The organism is Ruegeria sp. BG10, assembly GCF_056538575.1.
Window position 1 is genome coordinate 1,767,272 of the sequence record NZ_JBQFTI010000001.1, and the last position, 26,201, is coordinate 1,793,472.

Below are 26,201 nucleotides of genomic sequence, written 5' to 3' on the forward strand. Positions count from 1 at the left end.
AAAAGGAAATAGGTCTAACGGCTTCCTGCTCACAACCGGTTACAGCATCTGGCATACGCGGCATGGCACCAAACGGCTGTTACTCCGAGGGAGGCCCAGTCGACGACGCGGGAACAGCTTTTAGATAGGCAGCTATCGCCAAACGGTCCTCATCCGTGAGGCGAGATGTGTTCTCGATAACCTCCACCATCTCACCACCTGCACTGTCATAATCCGGTGTGAAGCCAGAGTTCAGGTATTCGGCAATGTCAGCCTCGGACCAGTCGAGCTGGTCCGAGGTCAGGCCGGGAATGCGACCTTTCCCGTTTGGATTTGGTGCACCTGTTAGCCAGAGATCACGTTTCAGGCCCCCTAACCCGTTTCGCGGCGTGTGGCATTCTGCGCAGTGCCCAAGCGCTTCGACCAAATAGCGCCCACGAGTTTGTTGTTCGGTCAAATTACCATCAACAACCCAACCCGACGCCAAATACAATTTCTTCCATCCCCCCAGTCCGCGCCTGACGGTGAAGGGGAAGCCAACCTCGTGCGCTTTGCTGTCGACCGCGACCGCTGGCAAAGTGCTGAGGAATGCATGGAGCGAAACAACATCCTCTGACGTCATATTGGCGTAGGACGTATAGGGAAACGCCGGGTAATAGTGTTGCCCTTCGGGTCCGGTTCCATGGATCAGAGCATTGGCCAGATCGAGGGCAGACCAGGACCCAATACCAACTTCCAGGTCACTGGATATGTTCGGAGCAATGAACGTGCCGAACTCTGTTTCAAACCGGCGACCACCGGAGAGCATGAGCTTGTCTTCACCAACCGCATCCGGCGCTGAGTGGCAAGAGGCACATCCCGCTGCGTAGAAAACGATCTCACCTCTGGCGAGATCGGAAGTTGCGCCTTCGAAAAGAGCCTGATCCACTCCTTGCGGTCGGGTCAGCATCAATACTGCCCACCCAACCAAAAGCGCAGCGAAAGCGGTGAAAAGAAAAAACCGCTTCACGGCTATCTACCAATTAGTCTTTCGGCGCTCTGTACGCTTTGTGACATGCCGAACAGCTTCCACCAAGATCGCCCATTGCCGCTTTCACGGCGTCAACATCTTGCCCGGCAGCGGCCTGCATCGCAACAGCAGCGTCCGCCAGGGCCTGTCCTTTGGCACCAACATCGGGGAAGTTTTCCCAGATTGCAGGCAGAGCGCGTGTGGAATGGTCAGACACATTATCCGATCCAGCAGGCCACATCGCAGATTGATCAATCTGCGTCAGAACAACAAGGTTATTTGCGGCCCGTGTAGCGGCCCCTGAATCATAGTCAATCTCTCCCTTGGCCATTCCGCCAAGTGCACCCAGATTGAATGCATAGAGTTGCATGATCGAGGTTCGCGCTTTCACGGCCGGGTTTTCACTTTCATGGGCGATGGCTGCGCCAATAACGGCAACTGACAATAGACCTGCCGCGAAGATTGAGAACTTCTTGATCATGATGTTTCTCCCTGTTCAACATGGCGAATGTTAGCTTGAACAAATTTGCTTGTAATTGTTTGTTAATGACCGCTACTTGTTAATTTATGAACAACGAAAACTGGGATGACATCCGGTACGCGCTAGCCGTAAGCAAATTCGGCTCATTGAACGCTGCGGCGACGGCCATGGGCGTCACGCACGCAACAGTCCTGCGCAGGGTGGCCGCATTCGAAGGGCGCTATGGCTGCCGGGTTTTTCAAAAAAGCCCGTCAGGATATTCCGTTCTCCCAGAAGCCAGCTCGATTGTTACGGCCATGGAAAGCGTTGAGGACGCGGTACTGTCGGTGGAGCGGGCGGTTGTCGGGTCAAATCGTTCCCCAATGGGTCACGTACGCATTACGTCCACCGATAGTCTTTGCCAGATCGTTCTCCCTCGCATCCTAAGCGAGATCTCACTCCTGTACCCAGGCCTGAAACTGACTTTACTAAGCGGAAACAGCCACCATGATCTATTCCGATTGACAGCAGACATTGCTGTGCGCCCATCGATTAAGCTCGGAGAAGGGTTAATCGGGCAGCGCGCAGGAACGCTGTCCTTCGGCGTCTTTGATGATGGTTTACCCAATCGCAAGTGGATGAGGCTTGACGGAGCGTTGAGCCGTTCACTTCCTGCCAAATGGCTGGCAGAGAATGTGAGTGCTGACGAAATGACAAACGGGGCGGACAGTTTTTTGGTCCTACAGCAAATGGCCGCTGCGGGAGTTGGCAAAACGTTTTTGCCCACGTTTTTTGGCGACGCGGATTCCCGGCTTAAAAGGTCACACAACGTAGACCCCAAAATCGACGTTCCGCTCTGGGTCGCAACACTTGAAGAAATCTCGCAAACTCCGAGATTTGCTATCGTCCAACGGGCTTTGGTAGAACGATTAGCCAATGTTCTGACTAGACGAGGTTAATTTCCGGAATCAGTCGCAAGCACTAGGATTGTAACCCTGTGTTCCTCACATCAGTGTTTCGCGACCATGACGCCGTTATTTCGGCGTTGGGCGGTCGGCTGCCTTCGAAAGTCGCGACATCGGTGTATTAGCACAATGTCCCGAAGGTCCGGTCCAGCCCTGTTATTGTTGCCCTTGGGGCTAACCTGACCTCGTGCCAGGAACGGACACAATGACAGTTTGGTCTTTTAGACAAAGACCTATGCTGGAGTAGTTCGCTCTTCCTGTCCGTTCATCCACTCTTCCTCCTTTTCAGCAACCAGGTGCGTGTCATGCCTTTGCCTCGAACTTCAATAAAACCGCGTTCGACGAAGATGAATTGGTTCTTGAGGCGTTCATGAACGTCCGAAGTCACCTGGATTTGACCAGGCTCGCCGGTTTGCTCCATGCGCGCCGCCATGTTAACTGCGTCGCCCCAAACGTCGTAGAAGAACTTTTGCCTGCCTACGACTCCGGCGACGACCGGACCGCTGGCGATACCGATGCGAATCGGCACCGCACGTCCTTTCGGATCAACAAGGTCAGCGAGCGCGTCGCGCATCTCAAGTGCGAGATCTGAGAGTGCCTCAACTTGGTCTGGCCGCGGCTCGGGCACGCCACTCACAACCATGTAAGCATCGCCGGTGGTTTTGATCTTCTCGAGACCATGCTTCTCGACGAGCGTGTCAAGATCGCTGAAGACGTCGTTGAGAAATCGAACGAGATCCTCCGGCTCCGTGTCGCTTGCCAGTGCGGTGAACCCTCCCATGTCGGCAAAAAGGACAGAGGCTTGATCGTATCGGTCTGCAACTACTTCGCCGCCACTCTCCTTGAGACGTGCAGCCACACTGACAGGCAGGATGTTCGCGATCAATGCCTCGGAACGCTCGAATTCATGCTCAGCCGCCGCCTCGGCGTGCGCGATCTGACGCATCGCATATAGTACGATCGAAAACAGGATCGCAAAGCTCAGAACGACAGAGGGAATGAAATTCGCAACGAAAACCTGGTGCGGTGGCCGCAGCCCTGTGTTCACCGGCGTCACGGCCTCCAGAACGATCGTGACCGTCGCGGCCAAAACGACCAGTGCGACTGCAACTGGGAGGCGTATCTCTCCGTAGAACGGAATGAGAAGCGCCGGAACCAGCAGGGCCCAGAAGTGCAAACCTGATCCTGTTCCAAAGATCAAACATAGTCCGGAAATGTCGGCCAACCCGACCGCGATAAGCAGGGACGCTCCCAGCGACGGCCCCCACCGATGCATCAACGGGACGGCGCTAAAACCGAGCGCGGCGCCGAGATGGACGAGCGACGGCGGCCACAGGCCGGGGTTGGGGTTGATCATATGGGCGACGACAAATCCCAAGGAGATCGCCACCAGCGCAAATGCGGTCGCGTTCACCACGCGGAGCCGCCGCGCGATCTTCTCTGGATAGCGTTCGGTGCCAAGGCGGATCGTTGGAAGAACTCGGCGCCATTTCATACGGACCCCTCCAATACCTTCGATCATAATTGGGTGTCGGAATGAGACGAACGTCAAGCTTGCAGGCGGTGTGAAACGTGCGCAACAGCATGAATTAATGCCGGCGACGTGGCGCGCATCTTACGTCGCCAAGGATGAGCCTTGCTGGCAAACCTTCCACTTGGTCATGTCGTCGGGGACATCCCGATTGAGACAAGTATACGCAATGCGCACGCGAACTAAACGTCCGGATCAACCGATTATTGCCACCGTTCGCTGCGGGTGCAAGTTTCAACTCAGCCCGTACTCGGGAGTATCGGGACTTTTTCCTGGCGTCGCATTAAGAACAGACACCCACTCCGCGACATTTCTACATAATGGGATGACTTCCGCTGATTCCATATCTCAATCTACGGATCGCATCCTTGCAGGCGTTGCACTGATGCTTGGATTTTGCCTGACTGCTCCGTTGCTGGATGTAGCTGCGAAACTCGCATCGGCCAGTGTGCCAGTTGGTCAGATAACTGCTGCTCGCTTTGTCGTGCAGTGCGCGTTGATGGCGCCGTTTGTCTGGACAATGGGGCTGTCGTTGCGTGTGGCGCGAGGTGATTTGTTGGTACTCGTATTCCGCTCATTGCTTTTGCTGTTCGCGACGTTTTGCTTCATTTCGGCAATCCGTGTGATGCCGCTTGCCGATGCGCTGGCAATCGTGTTTGTGGCACCGTTCATTGTCCTGTTGGTCGGCAAGTTTTACCTTGGTGAAGATGTCGGCCCTCGTCGCGTCGGGGCAGCTCTTGTGGGGTTTGTTGGGGTATTACTCGTCATCCAGCCCAGTTTCGCAGCCTTCGGCGCGGTTGCAATAATTCCGCTTGGTACTGCAGTTGCGTTTGCTTTCTACATTCTTGTGACCCGGGGATTATCGCGTCGGATGCACCCCGTGGCGCTTCAATTCCACACTGGCCTGATTGCCAGTCTGTTTTGCATTCCAACCTTAATTGTTGCGCAAGGTTCAGGCTCGGAGCTTTTCGATCCCGTTTGGCCGGCAGACATCGCGTTGCTGTGGCTTTTCGGAGCTGGTTTTTTTGCGACAGTGAGCCACATCATGATGACCTATGCACTTTCTTTTGCCCCGTCCGCCACATTGGCCCCTCTGCAGTATTTCGAACTGCCGGTAGCGACCCTGTTCGGTTATCTTGTCTTTAGCGACTTTCCGAACACGCTTAGCTTGCTTGGTATCGCCATCATCATCAGTGCGGGGCTGTACATGATACACCGCGAAAGGGTTGTGGCCAGACAGTTGGTTACAGAACGCGCAGCACCTCCAATCTAAGATTGCACGCGCTCGCGACCTGCTGCAGGCCTTGGTGGATCGAGCGGCACCTGTCAGGTTCCCGTCGCTGCTCATGAATGTTCCACATGTGGGTTTCGTGGTTGGGTCGTCTTTTTCAACAGCCATGTCGGAAGCAGTGAATTCTTACGCTTAGCTTCCCAAGTAACATACCTTCGACAACGAACCGCATCAGGTATTGAATCTGACGAGCGGGCCCGATCTGGGCGTTTTTTGAACAGCCGATTTGGCCGAAGGGACACGAAAGTGGCGAACCTACTCGATCCGTTTCAATTGAAACACCTGACATTGCGCAACCGTATTGTAAGCACATCCCATGCACCGAATTTTGTCGAAAATGGCCATCCGCGGGACCGTTACAGGTTGTATCACGAGGAAAAGGCAAAGGGCGGGGTCGCCCTGACAATGGTCGGCGGGTCGACCAATATCTCCCCTGACAGCCCATCGGTGTTTGGCCAGCTTTATGCCGGTGATGACAGTATTGTCCCATGGTTCCGGAAACTGACGGATGGTGTTCACGAACATGGTGCCGCCATCATGTGCCAAATCACCCATATGGGACGCCGCACAGCCTGGGATGATGGGCATTGGCTGCCGGTTCTGGCCCCATCTGGTATCCGCGAACGCGCTCACCGCGCCTTTCCCAAAGCTATGGAACAAGAGGACATCGGCCGCGTGATTGGCGATTTCGCAGCTGCTGCGCGTCGCTGTCAGCAGGGCGGTTTCGACGGGATTGAGCTCCTTTCCCACTCACATCTTCTGGGGCAATTCCTGTCCCCGCTGACGAACAAACGTGACGATGACTATGGCGGAACGCTGGAAAACCGCATGCGCCTGACCCTGCAGGTGCTTGACGCGGTGCGCGCTGAAGTCGGCACCGAGTTCATTCTGTCGGTGCGCATTACCGGCGATGAACTGACCGAGGGGGGACTGAGCGCCGAAGATTGCATTGCCGCTGCCCGGATGCTGGAAAATTCCGGACATGTCGACCTGCTCAACATCCTTGCCGGCGCGCCCTATGATGATCTTGGCCTGGCCGAATGGGTACGCCCCATGGGCCTGCCCGCGGCCCCGCATATCACTGTGGCCGGGCGCATCCGAGATGCCGTCGATCTGCCGATCCTGCACGCCGGAGGGATTGCGGATATTGCTACAGCCCGCCACGCGATCTCTGGCGGCCATGTTGACCTGGTGGGCATGACTCGCGCACACATGGCCGATCCCTATTTGGTGCAAAAACTCGCACGCGGGGAAGAAAAGCGCATCCGCCCCTGTGTTGGCTTGGGCTACTGCGTGGACCGGGTCAATCAGGGCAAACCTGCCGTTTGCGGACACAATGCTGCGACGGGGCGGGAGCAGACCTTGCCTCATATCATCACCCCCAGCGACACTCGCAAAAAAGTGGTTATCGTCGGTGGCGGACCCGGCGGTCTGGAGGCCGCGCGGGTCTGCGCCTCACGCGGCCACGACGTCGTGCTGTTCGAGGCCTCGGATCGCCTGGGCGGGCAGTTGGTCTTGGCCGCCAAGGGGATGACGCGCCGGCAAGTCTGGGGCGTTGCTGATTGGTTGCTTTCCGAAGTTACGGCGCTTGGGGTCGATATCCGCTTGAACACCTATGCCGAAGCCAATGACGTTCTGTCCGAAGCTCCTGATGTCGTGATAATTGCGACAGGTGGCTGGCCCGAAACAGTAGCCATCCCCGGAGGTGACCTGGCGATCTCCAGTTGGGAAGTGCTGTCCGGTGAGGCGCGTGTCTCGGGCAAGGTGCTGTTGTTTGACGAAGTCGGCGACCACCCTGCAGCTGTCACGGCTGACACGCTGGCAGGCACCGGTTGCAGTGTCGACCTTGTTACGCCAGACCGGTCCCTTCTGCATGACCTTGGCCCAACGAACTCTGCTGTCGCATTGCGCGATCTGGCCACCAACGGAGTCGCATTCACCTGCCTACAGGAGCTCGCATCTCTCGCCCGCGAAGGCCGTCGGGTTCGCGCCAGCCTCCGTCATGCGTTGACGGGAAACGTAACTGAACGTCTTGTCGATTATGTGGTCATTGAACATGGTCTGTCCCCGATGGCCGAACTCTATCACGACCTCAAACCAATCTCGCGCAACCTTGGGCAGGTTGAACACAAAGCGCTCATTGGCGGGACGTTTACATTTGTTGACACCAATCGGAGCGGCCAATTCTATTTGGCCCGCATAGGCGACGCAGTTACAAGCCGAAACATACACGCCGCAATTCTCGATGCCTTGCGGGTATGTGCTCCTGTCTGAAAGAAACCATGCGCAACTGCCGATTAAAGACGGGAGCGGACGATCAGTTCTGGCACAGCGAACGACAGGGAATCACCCACTCTCACAAGTGTCGAGCGGCCCTTTCCGGACATTGGCCGTGCCCTAACTCCGCTGCGGTGCGGCCCATCAGATCAGACCTTCGCTGCGGGCGCAAAACCGGGGCCAAGCCGAACCCACAGTCCGCGGACAAAGCCAACCTTCGGTCCGATCCAAGAAACTGGAGTTCCTGGTCCCATAGCTGACATTCGCCTACTTGTCGCAAGTCGATCCAAATGGACATTCCCTCCCATCGGTTTTCTGTTTGTAAAACACTGTTATTCAGCTTTGCTCGCTTCCTGCTTCATCTATCTCAATTGCATGAGGGTTGGCTTTCACCGCTGACAACATCTTTAACACTTCCGCTTTCCAGCCCGCCTTGATCTTTAACGCCAATTGAGACGGTGGCCGGTGAACGGGCTCAAGGAGCGCATATTCATATCTGTGCGGTATTTTGAAGGGCACGAACGCGACTTTTCCGTTGGACAGGTTTAGTTCTCGTTCAGTCGCTACGGTCAACGGATCCACGATCGAATAACACTGACCTGAGCTCACAAATGGTATCAAGGGTAGAAAGTACTGACAGGTCACTGTTGGGTTGTAGTTAGCTGAAACATCTTGAAACTCTTGTCGAATTTTGCGCTGGAACGGATGCGTGGCATGCAATCCCCCCATAGGGGCCCCGTCGAGATCAGAAATGGATACAGTCCTGCGCGAAGCAAGCGGGCTGTCACGATCAACGGCGCAAAAACAATCTGCCTGGATCAGTTCTGTTGAATACTGAGGCTCCTTCCTGGTTGAATGCTCGAAGTCTGCGAAGCCGAAGTCAATATTCTGTGTACCCGCAAGCTCCATAATCTGAGGCGAACTGCGTGTAGACAATGTGATACGTATCTCGGGGTTCTCGCCGACTGATTGGCTGATGAAACGCGGGAACAAGAATGCGGATGGGCCCGGCATTGTAGCGATATTCAGGCTGCCGGAATGCCCTTTTATCAACCCTTCCATTGTCCTCGAAATCGTCGCTAGGCGGTCCAGAATACCCGTGGTTTCGGCCAAAAGGTAACGCGCTTCGGGAACAGGGACCAATCGCCGTCCCTTACGCTCGAACAGTGTCAGGCCAAGTGTCTTTTCAAGGTTCTTCAAGGCCAGACTGATCGCAGGCTGAGTGCGGTTCAGTTTCTTGGCGGTTTGAGAGATAGAGCCGGTCTCCATCACCTCACGAAAAACGGTCAACTGCATCAGGTTCATGGTAAATATATAAACTAAATCTTAGTTTTGTGAAATATAACAAATTTGTATTTATGATAATTGCCACTACGCTTGCGGGATCGAAATTCGGCCAAACCGAATCCGACGATCCAACAAGGGAGATGATGATGAAATTTGTGAAATGTTTGACGGGACTGGCCCTGGCAAGTGCGCTTGCCGCCCCGGCGCTGGCACAGGATCCAACTTTTTTCCGCATCGGCACAGGCGGCGCAGGCGGAACTTACTTCCCCATCGGCGGCACCATCGCAAATGGAATCTCCGCCCCTCCTGGCTCGCGCCCCTGCGAAGAAGGCGGCCAGTGCGGCGTGCCGGGCCTGATCGCCATCGCGCAATCCACCACCGCGTCGGTCTTCAACAACGCCGCCGTCCAGAATGGCGAGCTTGAGGCCGGTCTTGCCGCCGCCGACGTGACCCGCTCGATGTATCTGGGTGAGGGTAAGTTCGAAGGCAAACCCCACCCCAACCTGCGCATCGTCGCAAACCTGTTCCCCGAAGACCTGCATCTGGTGCTGCCAGCCGGTCAGACGATCAACGACCTGAGCGATCTGGAAGGCAAGCGCGTCGGTATCGCGCAAGCCGGTTCCGGCACGCAGGTCGCCGTGTTGCAGATGCTGGACGCCTGGGGCGTCAACCGCGACAACATGGACGAGGCCGAGCTGAACAACAGCCAGAGCGCCGAGCGTCTGGCCGACGGTCAGCTTGACGCCTATTTCTATGCTGCAGGCTGGCCGGTTGCCGCGATGGTACAGCTGTCCTCGACCAAAGGCATGAACCTGCATTCTTTCACCGACGAAGACATGGCCAAGATCAATGAGATCATCCCGGCCTATATCCCCTCGACCATTCCAGGCGGGGTTTATGAAGGCATCGACGGTGAAACCAAGACCCCGGCGGTCAGCGCTATGCTGGTTGTGTCTTCGGAATTGTCCGACGAATTAGTCTATGGCCTGACCAAGGCACTGTGGAACGACAATACCCGCAAGCTGCTGGACAATGGCCACGCCAAGGGCAAGCAGATCACGCCCGATACGGCGTTGGATGGTGTCGAGGCGCTGGGTGTGCCGCTGCATCCGGGAGCCGAGAAATTCTATAAAGAAGCCGGTCTGCTTCAGTAACCGTACCTTACTGACACCTGTCGTCGGTGCCCCTGTGCGGGGCACCGCACTCTGGAATTATGCGAAATCGGGGGGCCATCATGTCCGAGACCCAGAAACTTGATGACCACGAATTGACGGCAGAGGAACTGGCCGCCATCGAAGAACAATTCGACGAAGGTGCCGCCGTCCGGCAGGTCACGCCCGCCGCGGGCAAGGTGCTGCGCATTGTCGCCCTGATTCTTGCGTTCTACGAATTCTTCACAGCCGGTTTTGGCCTGCCCGCCGACCATTGGCACATGGGTATCTATCTGTCGCTGCTGTTCATTCTGGTCTATGCGACAATTCCGATTTTCGGCTCCAAAAACCTCTATGCGCTCAAGGTCAGCCGGTTCCGCATCGGCAACATCCCTCTGTACGACTTGGTCTTTATGGCGCTGGGAATCATCGCAGCCTTGTATGTTGGGGTCGCATGGCGCGGCATTCCGTTTCTGGGTGTCGAGGAACAGACGTTCCGAATGGGCAACCCGAACACCTATGACGTGGTTTTGGGCGTAATCATCATCCTGCTGGTTCTGGACATCGCACGCCGCACGCTGGGCTGGGTTCTGCCGCTGATCATCTGCGTGTTTATCTCTTACGCTTTGCTGGGGCCGTATTTCCCCGGCTTGCTGCAGCATCCGGGCGTGAACTTCAAAACCTTCGTGTCGTCAATGTATTTCCCGCAGGAAGGCATCTACGGCGTCACCCTCTGGGTCGTCTCGACCATCGTGTTCCATTTCGTCCTGTTCGGTGTGATCGCGCAGCGCACGGGGTTGGGGCAACTCTTCATCGACAACGCAACCATTTTGGCGGGCCGCTATACCGGCGGGCCGGCAAAAGTGTCGGTGGTATCCTCGGCGTTCTTCGGCACGATCTCGGGCTCTTCGGTGGCCAACACCGTTTCGACCGGCGCGCTGACAATTCCCAACATGAAGCGCCTTGGGTACCCCGGCCATTTTGCAGGCGGCGTCGAAGCCGCATCCTCGGCCGGTGGTCAGATCACACCGCCGATCATGGGGGCAGCGGCCTTCATCATGGCCGAGTTCCTTGAGGTGCCCTACACCACCATCGTCATCGCTGCGATCTTCCCCGCGATCCTTCACTACGTCGGAGTTTTCGCAGTGGTGCACCTGATGGCACGCAAGCTGAACCTGCAAGGCTTGGCTAAAGAGCAACTGCCGCAACTCAAGGCCGTCTGGGCCGAAGGTTGGGCCAACATCGTGCCTCTGATCGGTCTGCTGGTTGTGCTGTTTACCGGCTACACGCCGTTCATGTCCGCCTTCTGCGGTATTTCTCTGGCAGTGATCGCAGGCATGTCGCGCATCAAACAGCCGCCCACGCTGATCTATGCCGCGGCATTCCTGGCCTTCGTGCTGTGGAAATTCTCGGATGGCGGGTTCGATCTGACGATGACGGCGATCCTGTGTGCTTTATCGGTAATCGCCACGCTGAACCCGCAGAAACGCATCGAAGTACCCGAGATGCTGCAAGCGGTTGAGTTGGGAGTGAAATACTCGCTGGCCGTGGGTGCCGCCGCTGCCGCCGTCGGCATCGTTGTCGGTGTTATCAACACAACCGGCATTGGCTTCCGTATCGGGTTCATGGTCACTCAAGGTGCAGGCAATCTGGCCTCAGACCTGTACAATATGATCTCGTTCGGCAGCTGGCAGCTGTTTGCGATGGAAGACCTGCAACTGTTCATCTCGCTGGTCTTCATTGCCATCGTTTGCATCCTGATGGGCGCAGGCATCCCGACCACAGCGCTTTACATTATGCTGGTCTCGGTCGCACAGCCCGCGCTGGCGCAGCTGGGTGTCCCGCCGATCGCAAGCCACTTGTTCGTACTCTACTACGGTGTGGTGTCCGAGATCACGCCGCCCGTCTGCACCTCGGCCTATGCGGCGGCGGCCATTGCAAACTCCAACCCGTTCCGAACTGGTCTCTCTGCCTTTACCCTTGGGTTGGGCAAGGTGATCGCGCCAATGGCCTTCGTTTATGCGCCGGTCCTATTGTTCGTGTCCTCAACCGGATTCAACCTGTGGGAATTCACCTACACCGCCACCAGTTGTATCGCCGGGGTCATCGCCCTGTCCGCAGCTGTGGTCGGATACTGGCTAAAACCGCTGAACATTGCGTCGCGTATCCTGATGGCTATCGCAGGGGTGATCTTTGTTGCGCCGAGCCTGACGGCTGACCTGATAGCGCTTGCTGTCGCCTCGCCTGTCATTGTCAGCCAACTGATCGCGCGCAATCGCAGCCATTCCGCGGCCTGATGCGATGACAGAACAAGTGACCATCATCGGCGCAGGGATCGTCGGCATTTGTTGCGCCCTGTCGCTGCAAGACCGAGGCATCCCGGTCCGTCTCATCGACCGGAGCGACCCTGGACAGGAAACCTCTTTCGGCAATGCCGGGGTTGTGTCACCCTGGTCGATCATTCCGCAGGCCGTTCCGGGCATTTGGAAAAAGCTGCCCCAGATGCTGTTGGACCCGAAAAGCGCGCTTTCAGTCCGGGCATCCTTCTGGCCGAAGATGATCCCGTGGGGGCTGCGCTTTCTGGGTAAGTCTGGCGAAAAGACGGTTCGCGAAATCTCAGATGCGATGGAGCTTTTATGCCGCCCGTCCATTGATCTGTACCGTCGGCACCTGCAGGGCACGGGTCACGAAGCGCTAATCGCGGACAGTTACTACATCCACGCATTTCGCAACCCTGAACAGGCCAAACTGGATGATCTCGGCTATCTGATCCGCCGGGAAAAAGGCGGTGAGTTGGAGCGTGTCGACGGCGCTGAATTGCGGCGCCTGGAACCGGCGCTGTCAAAAGACCTCAAGGCTGCGATTGTGATCAAAGGTCAGGCCCGCGCTACTTCTCCCGGGCGTTTGGGCGCTGTATTGGCCGAAAAAGCCCGTGCGCAAGGGGCCGAGTTTGTGCGGACCGAAGTCACCAGGCTGAGCCACACCGAAGGCGGAATTTGGCAGCTTGCCACGTCACGTGACACGCTGCACGCACCCAATATTGTCCTTGCGGCCGGAGTGTGGTCCGCCGACCTGCTTAAACCCCTTGGCATACCTGTGCCGTTGGTGGCCGAACGGGGTTACCACGTTGAATTTCCGGCCCCTTCGGCTGTGCTGAATAACTCGGTCATGGATGTGGACGCAAAGGTCGTCGCAAGTTCGATGCAGGGCGGTCTGAGGGTCGCCGGTACGGCCGAGTTTGGCAGTGTCGATGCCCCAGCCGATCCGCGAAAAGAAAAGATACTGACCGATCAGGCAAAATCCTTGGTGCCGGACCTCAATACTGGCGAGGCACAGTTCTGGATGGGTCGGCGCCCCTCTTTTCCCGATAGCCTGCCAGCGATTGGGCCACTGAACGGAAAGGACGGGCTTTTTGCCGCGTTCGGCCATTCTCACTACGGGCTGATGATGGCGCCAAAGACCGGAGAGCTTGTGGCGGATCTGGTGTCCGGACGCAGCCCGAATATCAACCTGGACCCGTTCTCGCTGGCCCGTTTCTAAATCCCCTATTCGAAAGGACCTGAGCACCATGCCAATTTACGAAGGCGGCCAAAACATCTGTGGGGCTTCGATCGGGGTTTTGTGCCTTGAAAGCTATTTCCCCAAACCGCCCGGGCACATCAAGAATCCGTCCAGCCTTCCTTTTCCCGTTCTCTACGAAATGATCGACGGAATCACCGTCCCGACCCTGCTGAACAACCCAACGCCCGAGTTGCTGGCCCCCTTTATCAAGGGTGCACAACGGCTCGAGGCCGAGGGCGTTCGGGCCATCACGGGTAGCTGCGGATTTCTGGCTTTATTTCAAAAGGAACTGGCTGCGGCAGTGTCCGTACCCGTCTTTGCATCCAGCTTGATACAGGTGCCTCTGGCCTTTCACATGACCGGGGCGAATGCCCCGGTGGGCGTGTTGACCGCAGATGCATCTGCTCTGACGCCGAAGCATTTCGAAGGTGTCGGAGCAGGTGGTATTCCCGTCGCAGTACAAGGGTTGGAGGGCACCAGCGAATTCGCTGAAGTGATCTTACGGAATACGCGAACCCGCATGGACACCGATCTAATTGAGGTTGAAGTCCTTGAGGCGGCGCGGCGACTAAAACACCAAACGCCGGACATACGGTCCCTGGTGTTGGAATGTACCGATTTGCCGCCTTATGCGGCGCGCCTTCAGGACGAGTTGCAGCTTCCCGTCTTCGATTTGACGACACTGGCGCAGATGGCGCATACCGTTGCGACGCGCAAATCCTATGTTGGCATTATGCCCTGGACCTAAAGGAACTGAAGTATAGCGTGGTACTTGGGGGATTTAAGTGTCCGTTGACCTAACCATCCTGTTGGTTGCCATCGGCCTTGGCGCAATGCTGCAAGTCGGCGTCGGCATCGGGTTTAGCATCCTTGCCGGACCGCCGATGATGATCCTGCTTGGTACATCAACGGCTGTTCCAATTCTGCTGCTGTTGAATACCATCGTTTCAGCGGTCGCGACAGACCGGCAGGTGCTGAAGGCCGACCGACAGACCATTCGCACGGCAATCATCGGATGCCTCGTCGGAGTGGTCGCTGGCCTTGTCGTGTACCCCTGGCTGAGCGAGGCGTTTGTCCTTGCCCTAACAGCCAGCCTGTTGCTGATCGGGCTTGTGACGACCTTGCTGCCCCCGCGTCGCTCAATTGGAGCAGCAGGGTTTTCGACCGTTTCCGGCTTGTCCGGGCTGGCGACTGTTTGGGCCGCGACGCCCGGCCCGCTAATGGTTTTCGGGTTGATTGCGAAAGGCCGCCCAGCCAAAGAGGTTGCCAAGTTGGTACAACCCATTGCGCTGGTGGCGTACGGCATCGCATTCCTATTGCACAGCCTGTCCGAGACGCAAACCTTTGCCTATGGCCCGCAGCTATGGGGCTTCGTGGCGCTCACACTGATCGGCAGCCTTTTTGGTCGTGCAGTGGGCCCCCATTTGCCTCAGACTTTGGTCACAACGGCGATCCGCGTGGTTTCTCTGATAGCCTGCGGCGTTCTCTTTCATCGCGCGTTTGCGATCGCGTAAACTCGAAGGGCAGACGATGACGCAAGACAACAAATTGGACGGATTTCCTCGTGCCCAACTCATGTCAGGCCCAACCCCATTGGAGCGGCTGGACAGGTTGTCTTCGGAATTGGGCATCGACCTCTGGCTGAAACGCGATGACCTAACAGGGCTTGGGTTTGGCGGAAACAAAACGCGGCAGCTTGAGTTCTATTTCGGTGATGCCCTGCAGAAAGGTGCCGATACCATTCTGATCACCGGCGCAGTTCAGTCAAACTTTGTTCGGTCCGCTGCAGCCGCCGCAGCAAAACTGGGCATGCAATCTGTTCTGCAACTGGAAGAGCGTGTGTCGGATATGGGCGAGGCCTACTACAGCTCTGGGAATGTGTTGTTGGCACAAATTCTGGGTGCCGAACACATGACCTACCCCGAGGGCGAGGACGAAGCCGGTGCGGACGCTGCGTTGCACGCGCGTGCGGACGAACTGAAGGCGCAAGGGCGCAAACCTTATGTCATTCATCTGGGATTAAACCATCCGCCTTTGGGTGCTTTGGGCTATGTCGTCGCCGGACAAGAATTGTGTCAGCAGATGCCTGATATCGATGCGGTTGTCGTACCCTCAGGTAGTGGAGCCACACATGGAGGCTTGTTGACGGGAGTTGCCTTGGAAAACAACGCCGCTTCTGTGTTTGGCGTCTGCGTACGCCGGGATAGCGATAAGCAAATGGTCCGAATGAACGCCGTTCTGCAGAAACTGGCGGATTTGTTGGATATCGACCCAGCGCCTTTGCATGACAGGGTTAACATTATGGATGACATGCTGCCTCCCGGCTACGGGAAACTCAGTGAAGGGACACGGACTGCATTGGAAAAGATGGCTCGTACCGAAGGAATATTTCTTGATCCCGTCTATTCTGCGAAAACTTTCGCTGGACTGTTGCATTTGGTAAGTGCAGGAGAAATCCAACCCGGGCAGAAAGTAGTCATGGTGCACACAGGTGGGTTGCCTGCTCTCTTTGGGTACCAAAACGAGTTGGTAGATAACCAATCCTAATTCCACCCAAACCACCATAAAATTCACTAACAGGATTATCTCGAAACATGACCATTACCCGGATCGAAACAGGCCAACGCATGAGCCGGATCGTCAAACACAACGGCGTTGCCTATCTTTGCGGCCAGACATCGGACGCATCTACCGTAGCTAAACAAACACGCGACATCTTAGCCAAGGTTGAAGACCTTTTGACAAAAGCCGGCAGCGACAAGACCCGTATTCTGAAATGCGAAATATGGCTTGCTGACATGGCAGATTTTGCTGAAATGAATGCCGTTTGGGACGCCTGGGTACCAGAAGGCCACGCTCCAGCCCGCGCCTGTGGAGAGTCCAAACTTGCCCGTAGTGTGTTGAAGGTTGAAATGATTGTGACGGCAGCCTGTGACTGAATTGCTACCGGGAGTTTTCGCAAGATCGGCGAAACGGTCTACTAGGTATTGCAGGCATACGTGCTCAGTTGGTGCGCCGTTAATTGCGAAAAATTGCTGCCTGCTCATAAGTCGCGATCTTCAGTGGCAACCTAAGCGCAAACGAACTGGTCAGGAGCGGACGAAGCGGACCTCCGAGCTAAAGTGCACCGCACTCCCCCAACACGATTTCGACTCGTTCTTGAACCGGCACCTTGGGTAACTCAATTCTGATGTAGCCGAGCGCATCCAAAGCTTCCACGATGCGGAGATGTTCCTGCACTGCTGCATCGAATTTGTGCCGACGTTCAGCGTCATTGGCAAACAGTTCCCTCCAGGGCGGGACCACAAAAACGCGCTTCCAGTATGCTTGAGTGTCACCAAGTGTCTCTTCCATTGTTTGGCCGCCAGAATGTGCCAAAGCGACAGCCGCGTCGATCAAGCCACGATCAAAGAACACAATGCCATCAATGTGTTTCGCGACCTGTAAGTCGGACTTGGCCAACTCAACTGTGCGCAGTGCGAACGCCTTCATATCCACCCATGGCAGAGCCATGCCTTGTCTGGCCAGTTCATCTGAAACGATGCGTCGGCCGGGCTCTTGGACCGTCGGGAACCCGCGCTCTTCCAAGGTCTTCAGCAGAGTCGATTTTCCGCCGCCAGAGCACCCTGTCAGCAGAACAAACCTACGACTCAAATCAATTCCCCTTCCGTGGCTCGATGACTTTCAATGCACTTGATGCTGCGATGCCGAAAATTGCAACAAGGCTCATATCGCGGACCTTAGCTGCAAGACCCGTGGATGACGGAACGGCGGACGAAACTGCCATTCGCCGCAAGTTCGCCGATGACCGCTTTGGGGTTGCCAGCCGAAGGTGGGAGTATGTGATCAACAATAAAATCGAGACTTTGGGAGACAAAGGCTGGTTGTTGAAGGGGTTTTAACCACGCCGAAATCAATCGTTTGCCAACTTTGGTCATTTGTCGCCTAAGTTGTGCGTCAAGGGAGTGCACCGTCCGTTGGAGCTTGCTTCAAACCAGTTAACGGATAAGCTCGTAAACACACATCCAAAACCTATATTTCCAATAAGGCGTTGACCGAAATGTTGATACGCAAGCTGTGCAATCTGATCCTTTTTCTGCCATTCTTTTCTGTTCCTGCACACGCTCAGGATACAATCGAAAACTATATCCGCGAGTATCCCAACCAGGAACAGGTGCGCATGATGCAGCGCTGGCTTGAAACCAATGAGCCGGGCCGCTTTCAGTTCACAGGGCTCGTCGACCCTACCGATGACACGGTGATCACGCCGCAGGCGACGGTGAATTATGGCTATAACTGGTTCAGCCTGTCCGAGGGCCCGGCGATCATCCGCGCTCCGCAATACGACCGCTACTTCTCGGTGTCGATTTTTGACATGAAGCACAACATACCGGGCGTCATCGTGAACCCGGATTTGCCGATCCTGCTGTACCGGCCCGGGCAAACCCTGCCCGAGGGCGACTTTCACAAACTGGCCCTTGAGACCGACCAAGGGCTTGCCTTCACCCGCATGGTCGTCGTCGACAATCTTGACGAGGTCATGACGCTGAGCGGTGAGATTGTGATGGAAGGCGGCCAGGGCGACATGGACCGCGACGTGCAGCGGTTCTCGCCCGATACAGAGGCGGCGGCGCTGAAGCTGATTGAGACAGCAGTGCCGCTGGTGGATACCGACAAGATTTTCGGGTCCGTTTCCGGTGACGTGGGCGAAATTCACGCCGCGGTCGGCGTGTTTCAGGGACAGCTTGGCACGCCGTCCAACGTGGTGAGGTACGGCCTACTGGCGTTTGACGAAAACGGCCAGCCTTTTAATGGTGATGACACATACGTTCTGACCGTGCCTGCAAACATCGTCGAAGAAGGCGGTTATTTCTCCGTTACGGTCTACGCGTCCGCCAACAAGTTGCTGATCCCGAACGACAAGGGCATCTACGATCAAACCAGCTATACAGCAGAGCCGAATGAAGACGGCACCTATACCGTGACCCTCAGCCCGTCCGGCGAGGGGCAGAACGGCATTCCGACCGGAACGCCGTTTTATGGTGTTCTTCGTGCCTATGTTCCGGTTCCCGGCGCAGATTTGACAGTCGAGGTCGAAACAAAATGAAAAATGCATCTAGCACGTTCGACAAAATTGTAGCTGCCCTGTTGTGCAGCACTCTGATCGCACCAACCGCGCGCGCGGATATTCCGGACATAGACAGTTCTGGCTGGTCAACAGATCCGAACGATTACGGGATGAGCGCCGCCGAATACATCAACGCAGATAGCCGGGCATTCTTCGCGAACTTCATGGGTCGCTCTGGCATTAACCAATTCTTTCACTTCACGAACTTGTCTACCGCAGACGACCGCTGGGTCGTCTCGCCCAATAACGACACTATCTATTCGATTGCGATTGTTAATGCGCGACAGGGGTTCACGCTCGATGTGCCTGATGTGGGCGACCGGTTTCTATCGATCCAAATCATAACCGAGGACCACATGACGCCGTTCTACCTGTACGGCGACGGGCGGTACACTTTCTCGGCCGAAGAATTCGAGACCGATTTCGTCGCCGTAGGTATTCGAACCGGAACCGATGCCACGGCCGACGACGTGCGTGTGGTGACGGAAGAACTGCAGCCGCAATATGCGATTTCAGGTGCCGCACCAGAGGATGATCTGCCGGGCTTTGACGCGGAGGCACTTGAACGGGTGCGCGCCGCCCTGCTGGCAGAGTATTCCAAGCTGCCTTCGTCGTTCGGTGCGATGCAAAAGCGGGTCGCCGATGTCGAGGACTGGGAGTACTTCACCTATGTCACGGCAGGTGCCTGGGGATTGTCGGCGGACGAAAACGCAATGTACGCTATCGGTGGACCTGCAGACGCTGTGGGAAGCGCTTGCTACACAGCAACTTTCCCGAAAGTGCCGGTCGATGCATTCTTTTCCATCACAGTGTACGGTCCGCAGAAATACCTCATGTCGGATGCAGACAACATCGTCAGCTCAAACCAGGGCGTTGTGAGCAACGACGATGGCTCGTTTGACGTTGCATTCGGTGGCGAGGATTGTCGCGCACTTGCACCTAACTTCGCCTTCACTCCTAAAGACGGTTGGAACCTACTGCTTCGGGCATATCGACCGGATGTCAAAGAATTTCGAGCCTACCGTGTTCCGGATATTGTTCCGGCGAATTAGACCAACACAGCTCGGCGGTCATGGCTAAAACAGGGAGGCAGTTCGAGTGAATGGCTTGGATATATTTGCATGGATCTAATTGAAACGGGCATTAAATGTCGCAAAGCAATATGTTTGAGGGCCAACCGGGAGCCCTAGGCGGAAGCGGACGTCGTTACAAGTTGCAGCATTTGGTAGGTTTGGGCTCTCTCCCGCCGTTCCCTGCGGCTCGCATCGACTGGCGGTCAGAGCCCTGAGCCGCCATTGCTAAGATTTCACGCATTTGCTGTCGCGTCATGATGGCTCGGGCAAATGAAGCCATCCAACGCAGACCTGCGATGCTGCATCGCGGCCCCACCGAATCTGTCGTTCGGTGCAGACGCAAAGTTCTGAGCCACAAGAACTCACACATCGCGGGAACAAAAATGAACATTCGCCGCGTGGACATCAACGTCTGCTTTTTGGCGCACTCTCCTCAGCATCTTTGATACCTTTCGGCTTCAACCCAAGTATTTTTTCGTGACAAGATCAGTTGATCTGTAAAGGTTTTCTCAAACTCACAGACGGAGCCCTAGCATGGAAGTCGGAAGTCGACCGAATGTCATTCTAATCTTGGCCGATGACATGGGCTTTGCAGATTTGGGGGTCACCGGATCAGAAATACGCACCCCCAACCTCGACGCGCTCGCACACAATGGCGTGCTGCTGACTTCAATGTACAACTGCGCCAGATGTTGTCCGACGCGTGCCTCCCTTTTGACCGGGCTTTATCCGCACGACGCGGGCGTTGGTCATATGGGTGCCAATCTTGGTACGCCCGCTTATCAGGGGTTTCTACGCAACGACAGCGCCACGATTGCGGAACACCTGAGAGCAAACGGTTACCGGACCCTTATGTCAGGCAAATGGCATGTTGCCGGGGATTTCATGGCCAGAGAGGTCGACAGTTGGCGCGTCGGAGATCTGGAGCATCCAACACCACGTCAGCGCGGGTTCGATCGGTTCTACGGGATCGTTGACGGGGTCACACATTTCTTCTCGCCCCACTACATGCTTGAAGATGACAGCCGTGTCGAAACCTTCCCGGATGATTTCTATTTCACAGATGCAATCACCGACAAAGCCATAGGGATGATCGAAGAAACACCAGACAATCAGCCCTTCTTTCTTTACCTCGCGCACACCGCACCGCATTGGCCCTTGCATGCCCATCCAGAAGATATCGCGCGCTATGACGGCGTGTATTCCAAGGGCTGGGATGCGACGCGCACAGCCCGACATGAGAGCATGAACGGGATGGATGTATTTCAAACGAACTGGGACATTTCACCTCGCGACGCAGATGTGCATCCATGGGCCAGTGAGGAAAACACCGATTGGGAGGCACGCAAAATGGCGACCTATGCGGCCATGGTGGACCGCATGGATCAATCCATCGGCAGATTGGTTGCAGAGTTGAAACGCATGGGTCAGTTCGAGAACACGCTGATCATGTTTTTATCGGACAACGGAGGCTGCGCGGAGTTCATGGCCGAAGACGGATGGGCCAAATTCTTTCCCGACACGACGCAGGATGGGCGGCAAATTACGATGGGAAACCGGGCGGACGTGATGCCGGGCGATGCACTGACGTATCAAAGCTATGACAAACCATGGGCGAATGTCTCGAATGCTCCGTTTCGGCTGTTTAAGCATTATGTCCATGAGGGCGGTATCTCGACCCCGCTGATTGCCCATTGGCCAAAAGGGATTGTACCGGCTTCCAACGCGCATGCGGCCTGTCACGTTGTTGACATCCTGCCGACCATATTGGAGGCCACGGGATGCACCTATCAAAGCGAAGTGGGTGGTCACGCAATTCAGCCCATGCAAGGCCAATCGTTGATGGACGTCTTTCGCGGCAAGGATTGGGTCCGAGAAGAACCTATCTTTTTTGAACATGAGGGCAATTCCGCAATCAGGCTAGGACACTTCAAACTTGTCAGGCAGCACGGTCGGGATTGGGAGCTCTACGATATCGAAGCGGACCGAACAGAGCTGACGAATTTGCGGGGCAGCAATGCCAAATTAGAAGCGAAGCTAATCAAGCAATACGAAAGTTGGGCACAGAAGACGGGTGTTTTGGATTGGAACGTCGCGCTTCCCAAACTTCTTGAAGCGTGGAAGATCGAAACCGCGGAAGGTTAGATCTTCCTGTCATTAGGGAAAAGCAGAAATCATCTAAAACGGGCCCAGAACCGACTTTGGAGGTAGCCAAGCATTTTGTGAAGCGATGTTATGTCAACATCGGGTTTTGTTTTTGGCGGGCATGGCGGATCGAAAGAACAACCGTGGAAACACAATATCTGACATTGGCACCCATGGAACAATGGGCTGATTGCGTAAGGGAGGATTGCAGGCTCATCGTAATCATCTCAGAGTGAGGATTAGAATAAGTCCCAAAAGCGCCACTGCGTGATCAGAGTCCGGAACCGCTGATACGAGCTGCTAATCATACAATATGCCGCTAGGTACGAGATGAGGATTTTCGAGGCAAGGTTAGCTGCTTTGACAAAATTCGGGCCGAAGTTTTCTCACTCCGGCCCGAAGATACTGCCTTCACAAGCGACGCCTCTGAGTCAGAACGACCACTTCAGGCCGACTTGCACAAATGGCCCCTGTGCGTCATCGCCAATTTCCTGTTCGGCATTGGCTTCGAACAACATGTTGGGGACGAATTCGTGCTCATACCCGATCATAACACTGGCACCGGTAAAATCCGTAGACGGGAACGACAGAGATTGTATGGTCGAAAATACCGTCACAGTAGTTTCGGAATCCCCAAGGTCACGCCGCAAAACTCCTGACAGTTGACCGATCAGAACACCGCCATTGTTCAACGCCTTATCAGCCTCGACACCTAGGCGGGCCTCGATCACTTCGGTGGTACTGTCGCCGACTGTTGCGTTCGAAGAGGAGCCAGACTCTGTATAGCCTTCATCATCCTGGCGGGTATAACGTATGTCGCCGAAACCCGACATTCCGATTGTGTCACCAACCTCGAAGGCCCGTTCTACGCCGAGATATGCTGTAAAAAGTGTGCTGTCATAATCGGCATTGGCATCTGCGCTTCCGATAATTTCACGCGACCGATCAGTCGACAACCAGCCATACCCAAGTCCAGCTTCGATCGTGTAGGATCCAAATTGGCGGCCCAGTGAGGCGTCCAGGTAAAAGCCATCAGTGTCGAAATTGGTAGTGTCGGTGTCGCCGTCGGACCGGAACACACCCAGTCCCAACGCCATCGCCAGACCGTTGTCCAGCTGCCCGGAATATCCAGCGCTGCCATTGAATATTGCGACGTCAGTATCGACCCCGGGCACGTTTTCGAATTGGCGCGCCGCGGCATCTACGATCACGTAGGGACGAAACGGCCCGAAAGTCACGCCCGAGACGCGGCCTGTAGTCGAGTTGCGCGAAACCTGAGCTTGCGATCCATAACTCAGTGCACGTGTCGAACCACTAACAGCGCTGCCATAGAAGGCAACGACATCGCCTGAAGTCAGAAGCTCAGCGGAGTCCACAGTAGCGTAGATCGGGGCAGAACCGCCCTCGTCCTGCACAAACCAGGCTGAGCGGCCATCAGATACCGTCGTAGTATAAACTCCGGACCCGGCGGCTGCATCTTCGAACTCAAAAATAACGCTGCCGCCAGTTGCATTCAGATTGACGTCGTGATCCTGAACGCGGATCAAGCCTCCGACCTTGTCCGAGCTGACCAGATTCAATGTCCCTGCGCCTGTCCCCAAGTATATCGCATAGGCGTCACCGGTGTCGGAACTGGCGGTTATTTCGCCAACTTCCGCGATCACACCGTCGAAGTTTTCGAAATAGAGGCCATAAGCATTGGATTCCGCCGCGCCGGACGCATCTGCTGTGATGACACCGCTGTTCGAAAACGTACCCTGCATGTCATCCGCTTGGACTCCGATCGCAGTTCCCTGAAAGAAGTCCGTGTCGTTGGTAATTGTTGCAGAAGCGTTCAGAGTGCCCGTATTTGTGAAACTGCCGGTGAACACGTCATCCAGAAATACCGCCTGCGCTTCTGCTTCAGTTGAACCTGTCGCAATGGTGGAAACTCGTTCGCTATTCACGATCGTGCCGCCTGATCCGTTGCGTACATAGACACCGCGCGCTTCTGCCCCTTCAGTTTCCGAGGTGGCGGTCACGGTAATCACACCGGAATTCGACAGTGTCCCGCCAAGATCCGAGACAGTGAGGCCGTAGGCAGTTGCATCGGCGCTGGTCTCACCGCGGGCTGTAACCTGAATGGTGCCACTGTTCAACGCGTCACCTGTTGTCGTGCCGCTCGCGTAAAACCCGTAGGCTTCGGCTGAACTGGTGTTATCGGTAACAAGTACTGTAATCGAGCCAGAATTTGTGAAGTTGCCGTCCAGGCCGCCGGATATATAGATACCTGCTCCTGTGCCTTCTGTGTCCCCATGAGCTGTGATGTCGATGGAACCGCTGTTAAGAACATCACCCTCCATACCGCTGCTAACGTAAAATCCATAGGCTTCAGCTTCATCGGTCTGATCGGTCGCGATCGCTGTGATCGTGCCTGAATTCGTGAAGTCCCCTTCCAAGCCTCCTGAAATGTCAAACGCATAAACAGTAGCAGAAGAATAACCGACACCTTTCACCATGATTGTCCCAGAATTGGTGATATTGCCCGTCATCCCACCGCTCACATCAAGACCATAAGCTTCAGCCTCTTCAGTCTGATCGGTAGCGATGGCAGTAATGGTACCGGTATTGATAAAATCGCCGTCCAGGCCACTGCGCACATAAAATGCTGAAACGGTCGCCGATGTTTCACCGTCGCCGCGGACGTTGATGGTGCCATTGTTGGTGATGTTGCCTGTCATCCCCCCACGAACATACAAACCGTATGCTTCAGCTTCTTCGGTCTGGTCCGTCGCGTGGGCCATGATCGTACCGTTGTTGGTGAAATCGCCGACCAGGCTTCCCGAAATTTCAAACGCAACAGCGGTTCCCGACGAATAACCATCAGCCCGGATGTCTATCGTGCCAGTATTCGAAATATTCCCGTTCATGTCGCCGCTTAGATCCAGCACGTAGGCTTCAGCTTCGTCATCGACCGCGTCCGTGGCCTGAACAGTTATCGTTCCGCTGTTTTCAAAATTGCCGTTGAGATCGCCGTTAATGTCGAATGCGGCAGCGGTCGCCGAAGACGCTCCGTACGCCTGAACCGTAATATGACCAATGTTGCTGATATTGCCGGTCATTGTACCGCTCAGGTACAGCCCAAATGCTTCGGCTTCTTCATCGGTCGAGTTCGCCGTGACCGAGATTGTTCCGGAGTTGTTGAAGTGGCCGTTCAGGTCGCCAGACAAGTAGTAGCCCGATCCAGAAGCGGAATCGGTCGCGTTACCCTGGGCGACGATAGTCCCGCTATTGGTTATGTTGCCTGTCACGTTTCCTTGAACATAAACAGCTGCACCGTCAGCGCTACCGGATGTAGTATCGGCAATTGCACGGATCGTACCGTTGTTGGAGAGATCCGCGGTTTGGTCGCCTTCGACGTGATAGGCCCAGGCTATTGCGTCATCTGCCGACCCTTGGGCCCTGGCGACAATGGTTCCGCCGTTGTTCAAGGCACCATTCACATTGTTCGATACGCGAACACCAACAGCTTCGGCATCTCCGGATGTTCCGGAAGCCGACGCCCTGATCGTGCCGGTATTGTCAATATTACCATTCAAGTCGTTGGCGACCAGAATCCCGACTGCTTCCAGAGTAGATGCACCGTTAGCGTTTGCGGCAATCGTGCCACTGTTGACGATATTCGTGTCCGCATTTCCGACGGAAAGTAACCCAATGGCAGTTGCGTTCGAGGCACCGACCCCACTGGCCTTTGCCGTGATCGTGCCGGAATTGGACACCGACCCGGATGTATCGATTCCTCCGGTAAAAATGGCTCCTAGGGCGGTAGCGGCACTGGACGTCGCCGCAGCTTGCGCGGTCACAGTCCCGGTGTTCACAAAATCACCGGCAAAGTTTCCACCCATCAGGAAACCAAGAGCCGCCCCGAAGGACGAGGAATTTACATCGACGCCTATCGTGCCGTTGTTGATGATCTGCCCATCCGCCGACAGGTTGCCGTTCAGCAGTACGCCAAATCCAGTGGCGCTGGACGCGGACGGACCCGAGATGGTTCCGTTATTAGTGAATGTGCTGGAATAGTCGGTATCGATAACAACTGCTGGACCTCCCGAAGTGGTCAGGTTTACCGCGCCTGTCGCTGTGATCGTGTTGTCTTCGTCGTTCAGAAACACCTGCCGAGTTGTCTGAGGTGTTGAAACGACTTCTGCTGCTGCGAATCCTACTGACAATGCCGCCACTGACACCGATGCAAGGAATAGCGAAGGCGCGACACTGGCCACCTGCCCTTTCCATTTGAGAACACGACCGCCGCGCGCCACACGTTCCCGTGTGCGCCCATTTGCACAACCACTCATTTAAGAAGTC

20 protein-coding genes are annotated in these 26,201 nt (G+C 55.7%); 14 read left to right on the forward strand and 6 right to left on the reverse strand.

Annotated elements, in window-relative coordinates:
* Window positions 1-79: 79 nt before the first annotated feature.
* Together ACR0D8_RS08810 and ACR0D8_RS08815 are read right to left on the reverse strand one after the other, a co-directional pair.
* Window positions 80-928 carry a c-type cytochrome gene (locus tag ACR0D8_RS08810; RefSeq protein WP_480646390.1) on the reverse strand — a complete coding sequence of 283 codons (849 nt, stop codon included), beginning with the start codon at window positions 926-928 and terminating at the stop codon, window positions 80-82.
* Between the two features lie 73 nt (window positions 929-1,001).
* A complete protein-coding gene (locus ACR0D8_RS08815) occupies window positions 1,002-1,469 on the reverse strand; it encodes a c-type cytochrome (protein WP_480645785.1) in 468 nt (155 codons plus the stop codon).
* A gap of 86 nt (window positions 1,470-1,555) precedes the next feature.
* Between ACR0D8_RS08815 and ACR0D8_RS08820 the strand changes: the two genes are divergently transcribed.
* Window positions 1,556-2,407: a LysR family transcriptional regulator gene (locus ACR0D8_RS08820; protein ID WP_480645786.1), complete on the forward strand. Its 852-nt coding sequence runs from the start codon at window positions 1,556-1,558 to the stop codon at window positions 2,405-2,407.
* Between the two features lie 271 nt (window positions 2,408-2,678).
* Here ACR0D8_RS08820 and ACR0D8_RS08825 read toward each other — a convergent pair whose 3' ends face one another.
* A complete protein-coding gene (locus ACR0D8_RS08825) occupies window positions 2,679-3,935 on the reverse strand; it encodes an adenylate/guanylate cyclase domain-containing protein (RefSeq protein ID WP_480645787.1) in 1,257 nt (418 codons plus the stop codon).
* Between the two features lie 334 nt (window positions 3,936-4,269).
* Between ACR0D8_RS08825 and ACR0D8_RS08830 the strand changes: the two genes are divergently transcribed.
* Both ACR0D8_RS08830 and ACR0D8_RS08835 read left to right on the forward strand, forming a co-directional pair.
* Window positions 4,270-5,217: a DMT family transporter gene (locus tag ACR0D8_RS08830; protein WP_480645788.1), complete on the forward strand. Its 948-nt coding sequence runs from the start codon at window positions 4,270-4,272 to the stop codon at window positions 5,215-5,217.
* Window positions 5,218-5,481: 264 nt separating this feature from the next.
* On the forward strand, window positions 5,482-7,509 hold the full coding sequence (locus ACR0D8_RS08835; protein WP_480645789.1) for an oxidoreductase: 2,028 nt from the start codon (window positions 5,482-5,484) through the stop codon (window positions 7,507-7,509).
* A 339-nt stretch (window positions 7,510-7,848) separates the two neighbouring features.
* On the opposite strand, the gene ACR0D8_RS08840 is transcribed toward ACR0D8_RS08835, so the two are convergent.
* A complete protein-coding gene (locus ACR0D8_RS08840; protein ID WP_480645790.1) occupies window positions 7,849-8,817 on the reverse strand; it encodes a LysR family transcriptional regulator in 969 nt (322 codons plus the stop codon).
* A 128-nt stretch (window positions 8,818-8,945) separates the two neighbouring features.
* Between ACR0D8_RS08840 and ACR0D8_RS08845 the strand changes: the two genes are divergently transcribed.
* The 7 genes from ACR0D8_RS08845 (at window position 8,946) to ACR0D8_RS08875 (ending at window position 16,450) form a co-directional block, all read left to right on the forward strand.
* Entirely contained in the window at window positions 8,946-9,953 is a 1,008-nt protein-coding gene (locus ACR0D8_RS08845) for a TAXI family TRAP transporter solute-binding subunit (protein ID WP_475164424.1), read from the forward strand.
* A gap of 80 nt (window positions 9,954-10,033) precedes the next feature.
* Window positions 10,034-12,247, forward strand: coding sequence for a TRAP transporter permease (locus tag ACR0D8_RS08850; RefSeq protein ID WP_480645791.1), 2,214 nt, complete (start codon window positions 10,034-10,036; stop codon window positions 12,245-12,247).
* Window positions 12,248-12,251: 4 nt separating this feature from the next.
* Window positions 12,252-13,490 carry an NAD(P)/FAD-dependent oxidoreductase gene (locus tag ACR0D8_RS08855; RefSeq protein ID WP_480645792.1) on the forward strand — a complete coding sequence of 413 codons (1,239 nt, stop codon included), beginning with the start codon at window positions 12,252-12,254 and terminating at the stop codon, window positions 13,488-13,490.
* A gap of 28 nt (window positions 13,491-13,518) precedes the next feature.
* Window positions 13,519-14,259 (forward strand): aspartate/glutamate racemase family protein, encoded by a 741-nt coding sequence (locus ACR0D8_RS08860; protein WP_480645793.1) that lies wholly within the window; start codon window positions 13,519-13,521, stop codon window positions 14,257-14,259.
* A gap of 37 nt (window positions 14,260-14,296) precedes the next feature.
* Window positions 14,297-15,025: a TSUP family transporter gene (locus ACR0D8_RS08865; protein ID WP_480645794.1), complete on the forward strand. Its 729-nt coding sequence runs from the start codon at window positions 14,297-14,299 to the stop codon at window positions 15,023-15,025.
* A gap of 16 nt (window positions 15,026-15,041) precedes the next feature.
* The gene (locus ACR0D8_RS08870) at window positions 15,042-16,058 is read left to right on the forward strand and encodes a D-cysteine desulfhydrase family protein (RefSeq protein ID WP_480645795.1); all 1,017 of its coding nucleotides are present in this window, start codon (window positions 15,042-15,044) and stop codon (window positions 16,056-16,058) included.
* A 47-nt stretch (window positions 16,059-16,105) separates the two neighbouring features.
* Window positions 16,106-16,450, forward strand: coding sequence for a RidA family protein (locus ACR0D8_RS08875; protein ID WP_480645796.1), 345 nt, complete (start codon window positions 16,106-16,108; stop codon window positions 16,448-16,450).
* Between the two features lie 178 nt (window positions 16,451-16,628).
* Here ACR0D8_RS08875 and ACR0D8_RS08880 read toward each other — a convergent pair whose 3' ends face one another.
* Window positions 16,629-17,165, reverse strand: a complete 537-nt coding sequence (locus ACR0D8_RS08880) for an AAA family ATPase (RefSeq protein WP_480645797.1) — start codon at window positions 17,163-17,165, stop codon at window positions 16,629-16,631.
* A gap of 23 nt (window positions 17,166-17,188) precedes the next feature.
* On the opposite strand from ACR0D8_RS08880, the gene ACR0D8_RS08885 reads away from it, so the two are divergent.
* From ACR0D8_RS08885 to ACR0D8_RS08900, 4 genes are all read left to right on the forward strand, one after another.
* Window positions 17,189-17,413 (forward strand): hypothetical protein, encoded by a 225-nt coding sequence (locus tag ACR0D8_RS08885; RefSeq protein WP_480645798.1) that lies wholly within the window; start codon window positions 17,189-17,191, stop codon window positions 17,411-17,413.
* A gap of 158 nt (window positions 17,414-17,571) precedes the next feature.
* Complete coding sequence (locus tag ACR0D8_RS08890; RefSeq protein WP_480645799.1) at window positions 17,572-18,618, forward strand: DUF1214 domain-containing protein; 1,047 nt, start codon at window positions 17,572-17,574, stop codon at window positions 18,616-18,618.
* The gene (locus ACR0D8_RS08895; RefSeq protein WP_480645800.1) at window positions 18,615-19,691 is read left to right on the forward strand and encodes a DUF1254 domain-containing protein; all 1,077 of its coding nucleotides are present in this window, start codon (window positions 18,615-18,617) and stop codon (window positions 19,689-19,691) included. The genes ACR0D8_RS08890 and ACR0D8_RS08895 overlap by 4 nt, the downstream gene beginning before the upstream one ends.
* Before the next feature lie 555 nt (window positions 19,692-20,246).
* On the forward strand, window positions 20,247-21,857 hold the full coding sequence (locus tag ACR0D8_RS08900; RefSeq protein WP_480645801.1) for an arylsulfatase: 1,611 nt from the start codon (window positions 20,247-20,249) through the stop codon (window positions 21,855-21,857).
* A gap of 431 nt (window positions 21,858-22,288) precedes the next feature.
* Here ACR0D8_RS08900 and ACR0D8_RS08905 read toward each other — a convergent pair whose 3' ends face one another.
* Window positions 22,289-26,191: a beta strand repeat-containing protein gene (locus ACR0D8_RS08905; RefSeq protein WP_480645802.1), complete on the reverse strand. Its 3,903-nt coding sequence runs from the start codon at window positions 26,189-26,191 to the stop codon at window positions 22,289-22,291.
* Window positions 26,192-26,201 lie beyond the last annotated feature (10 nt).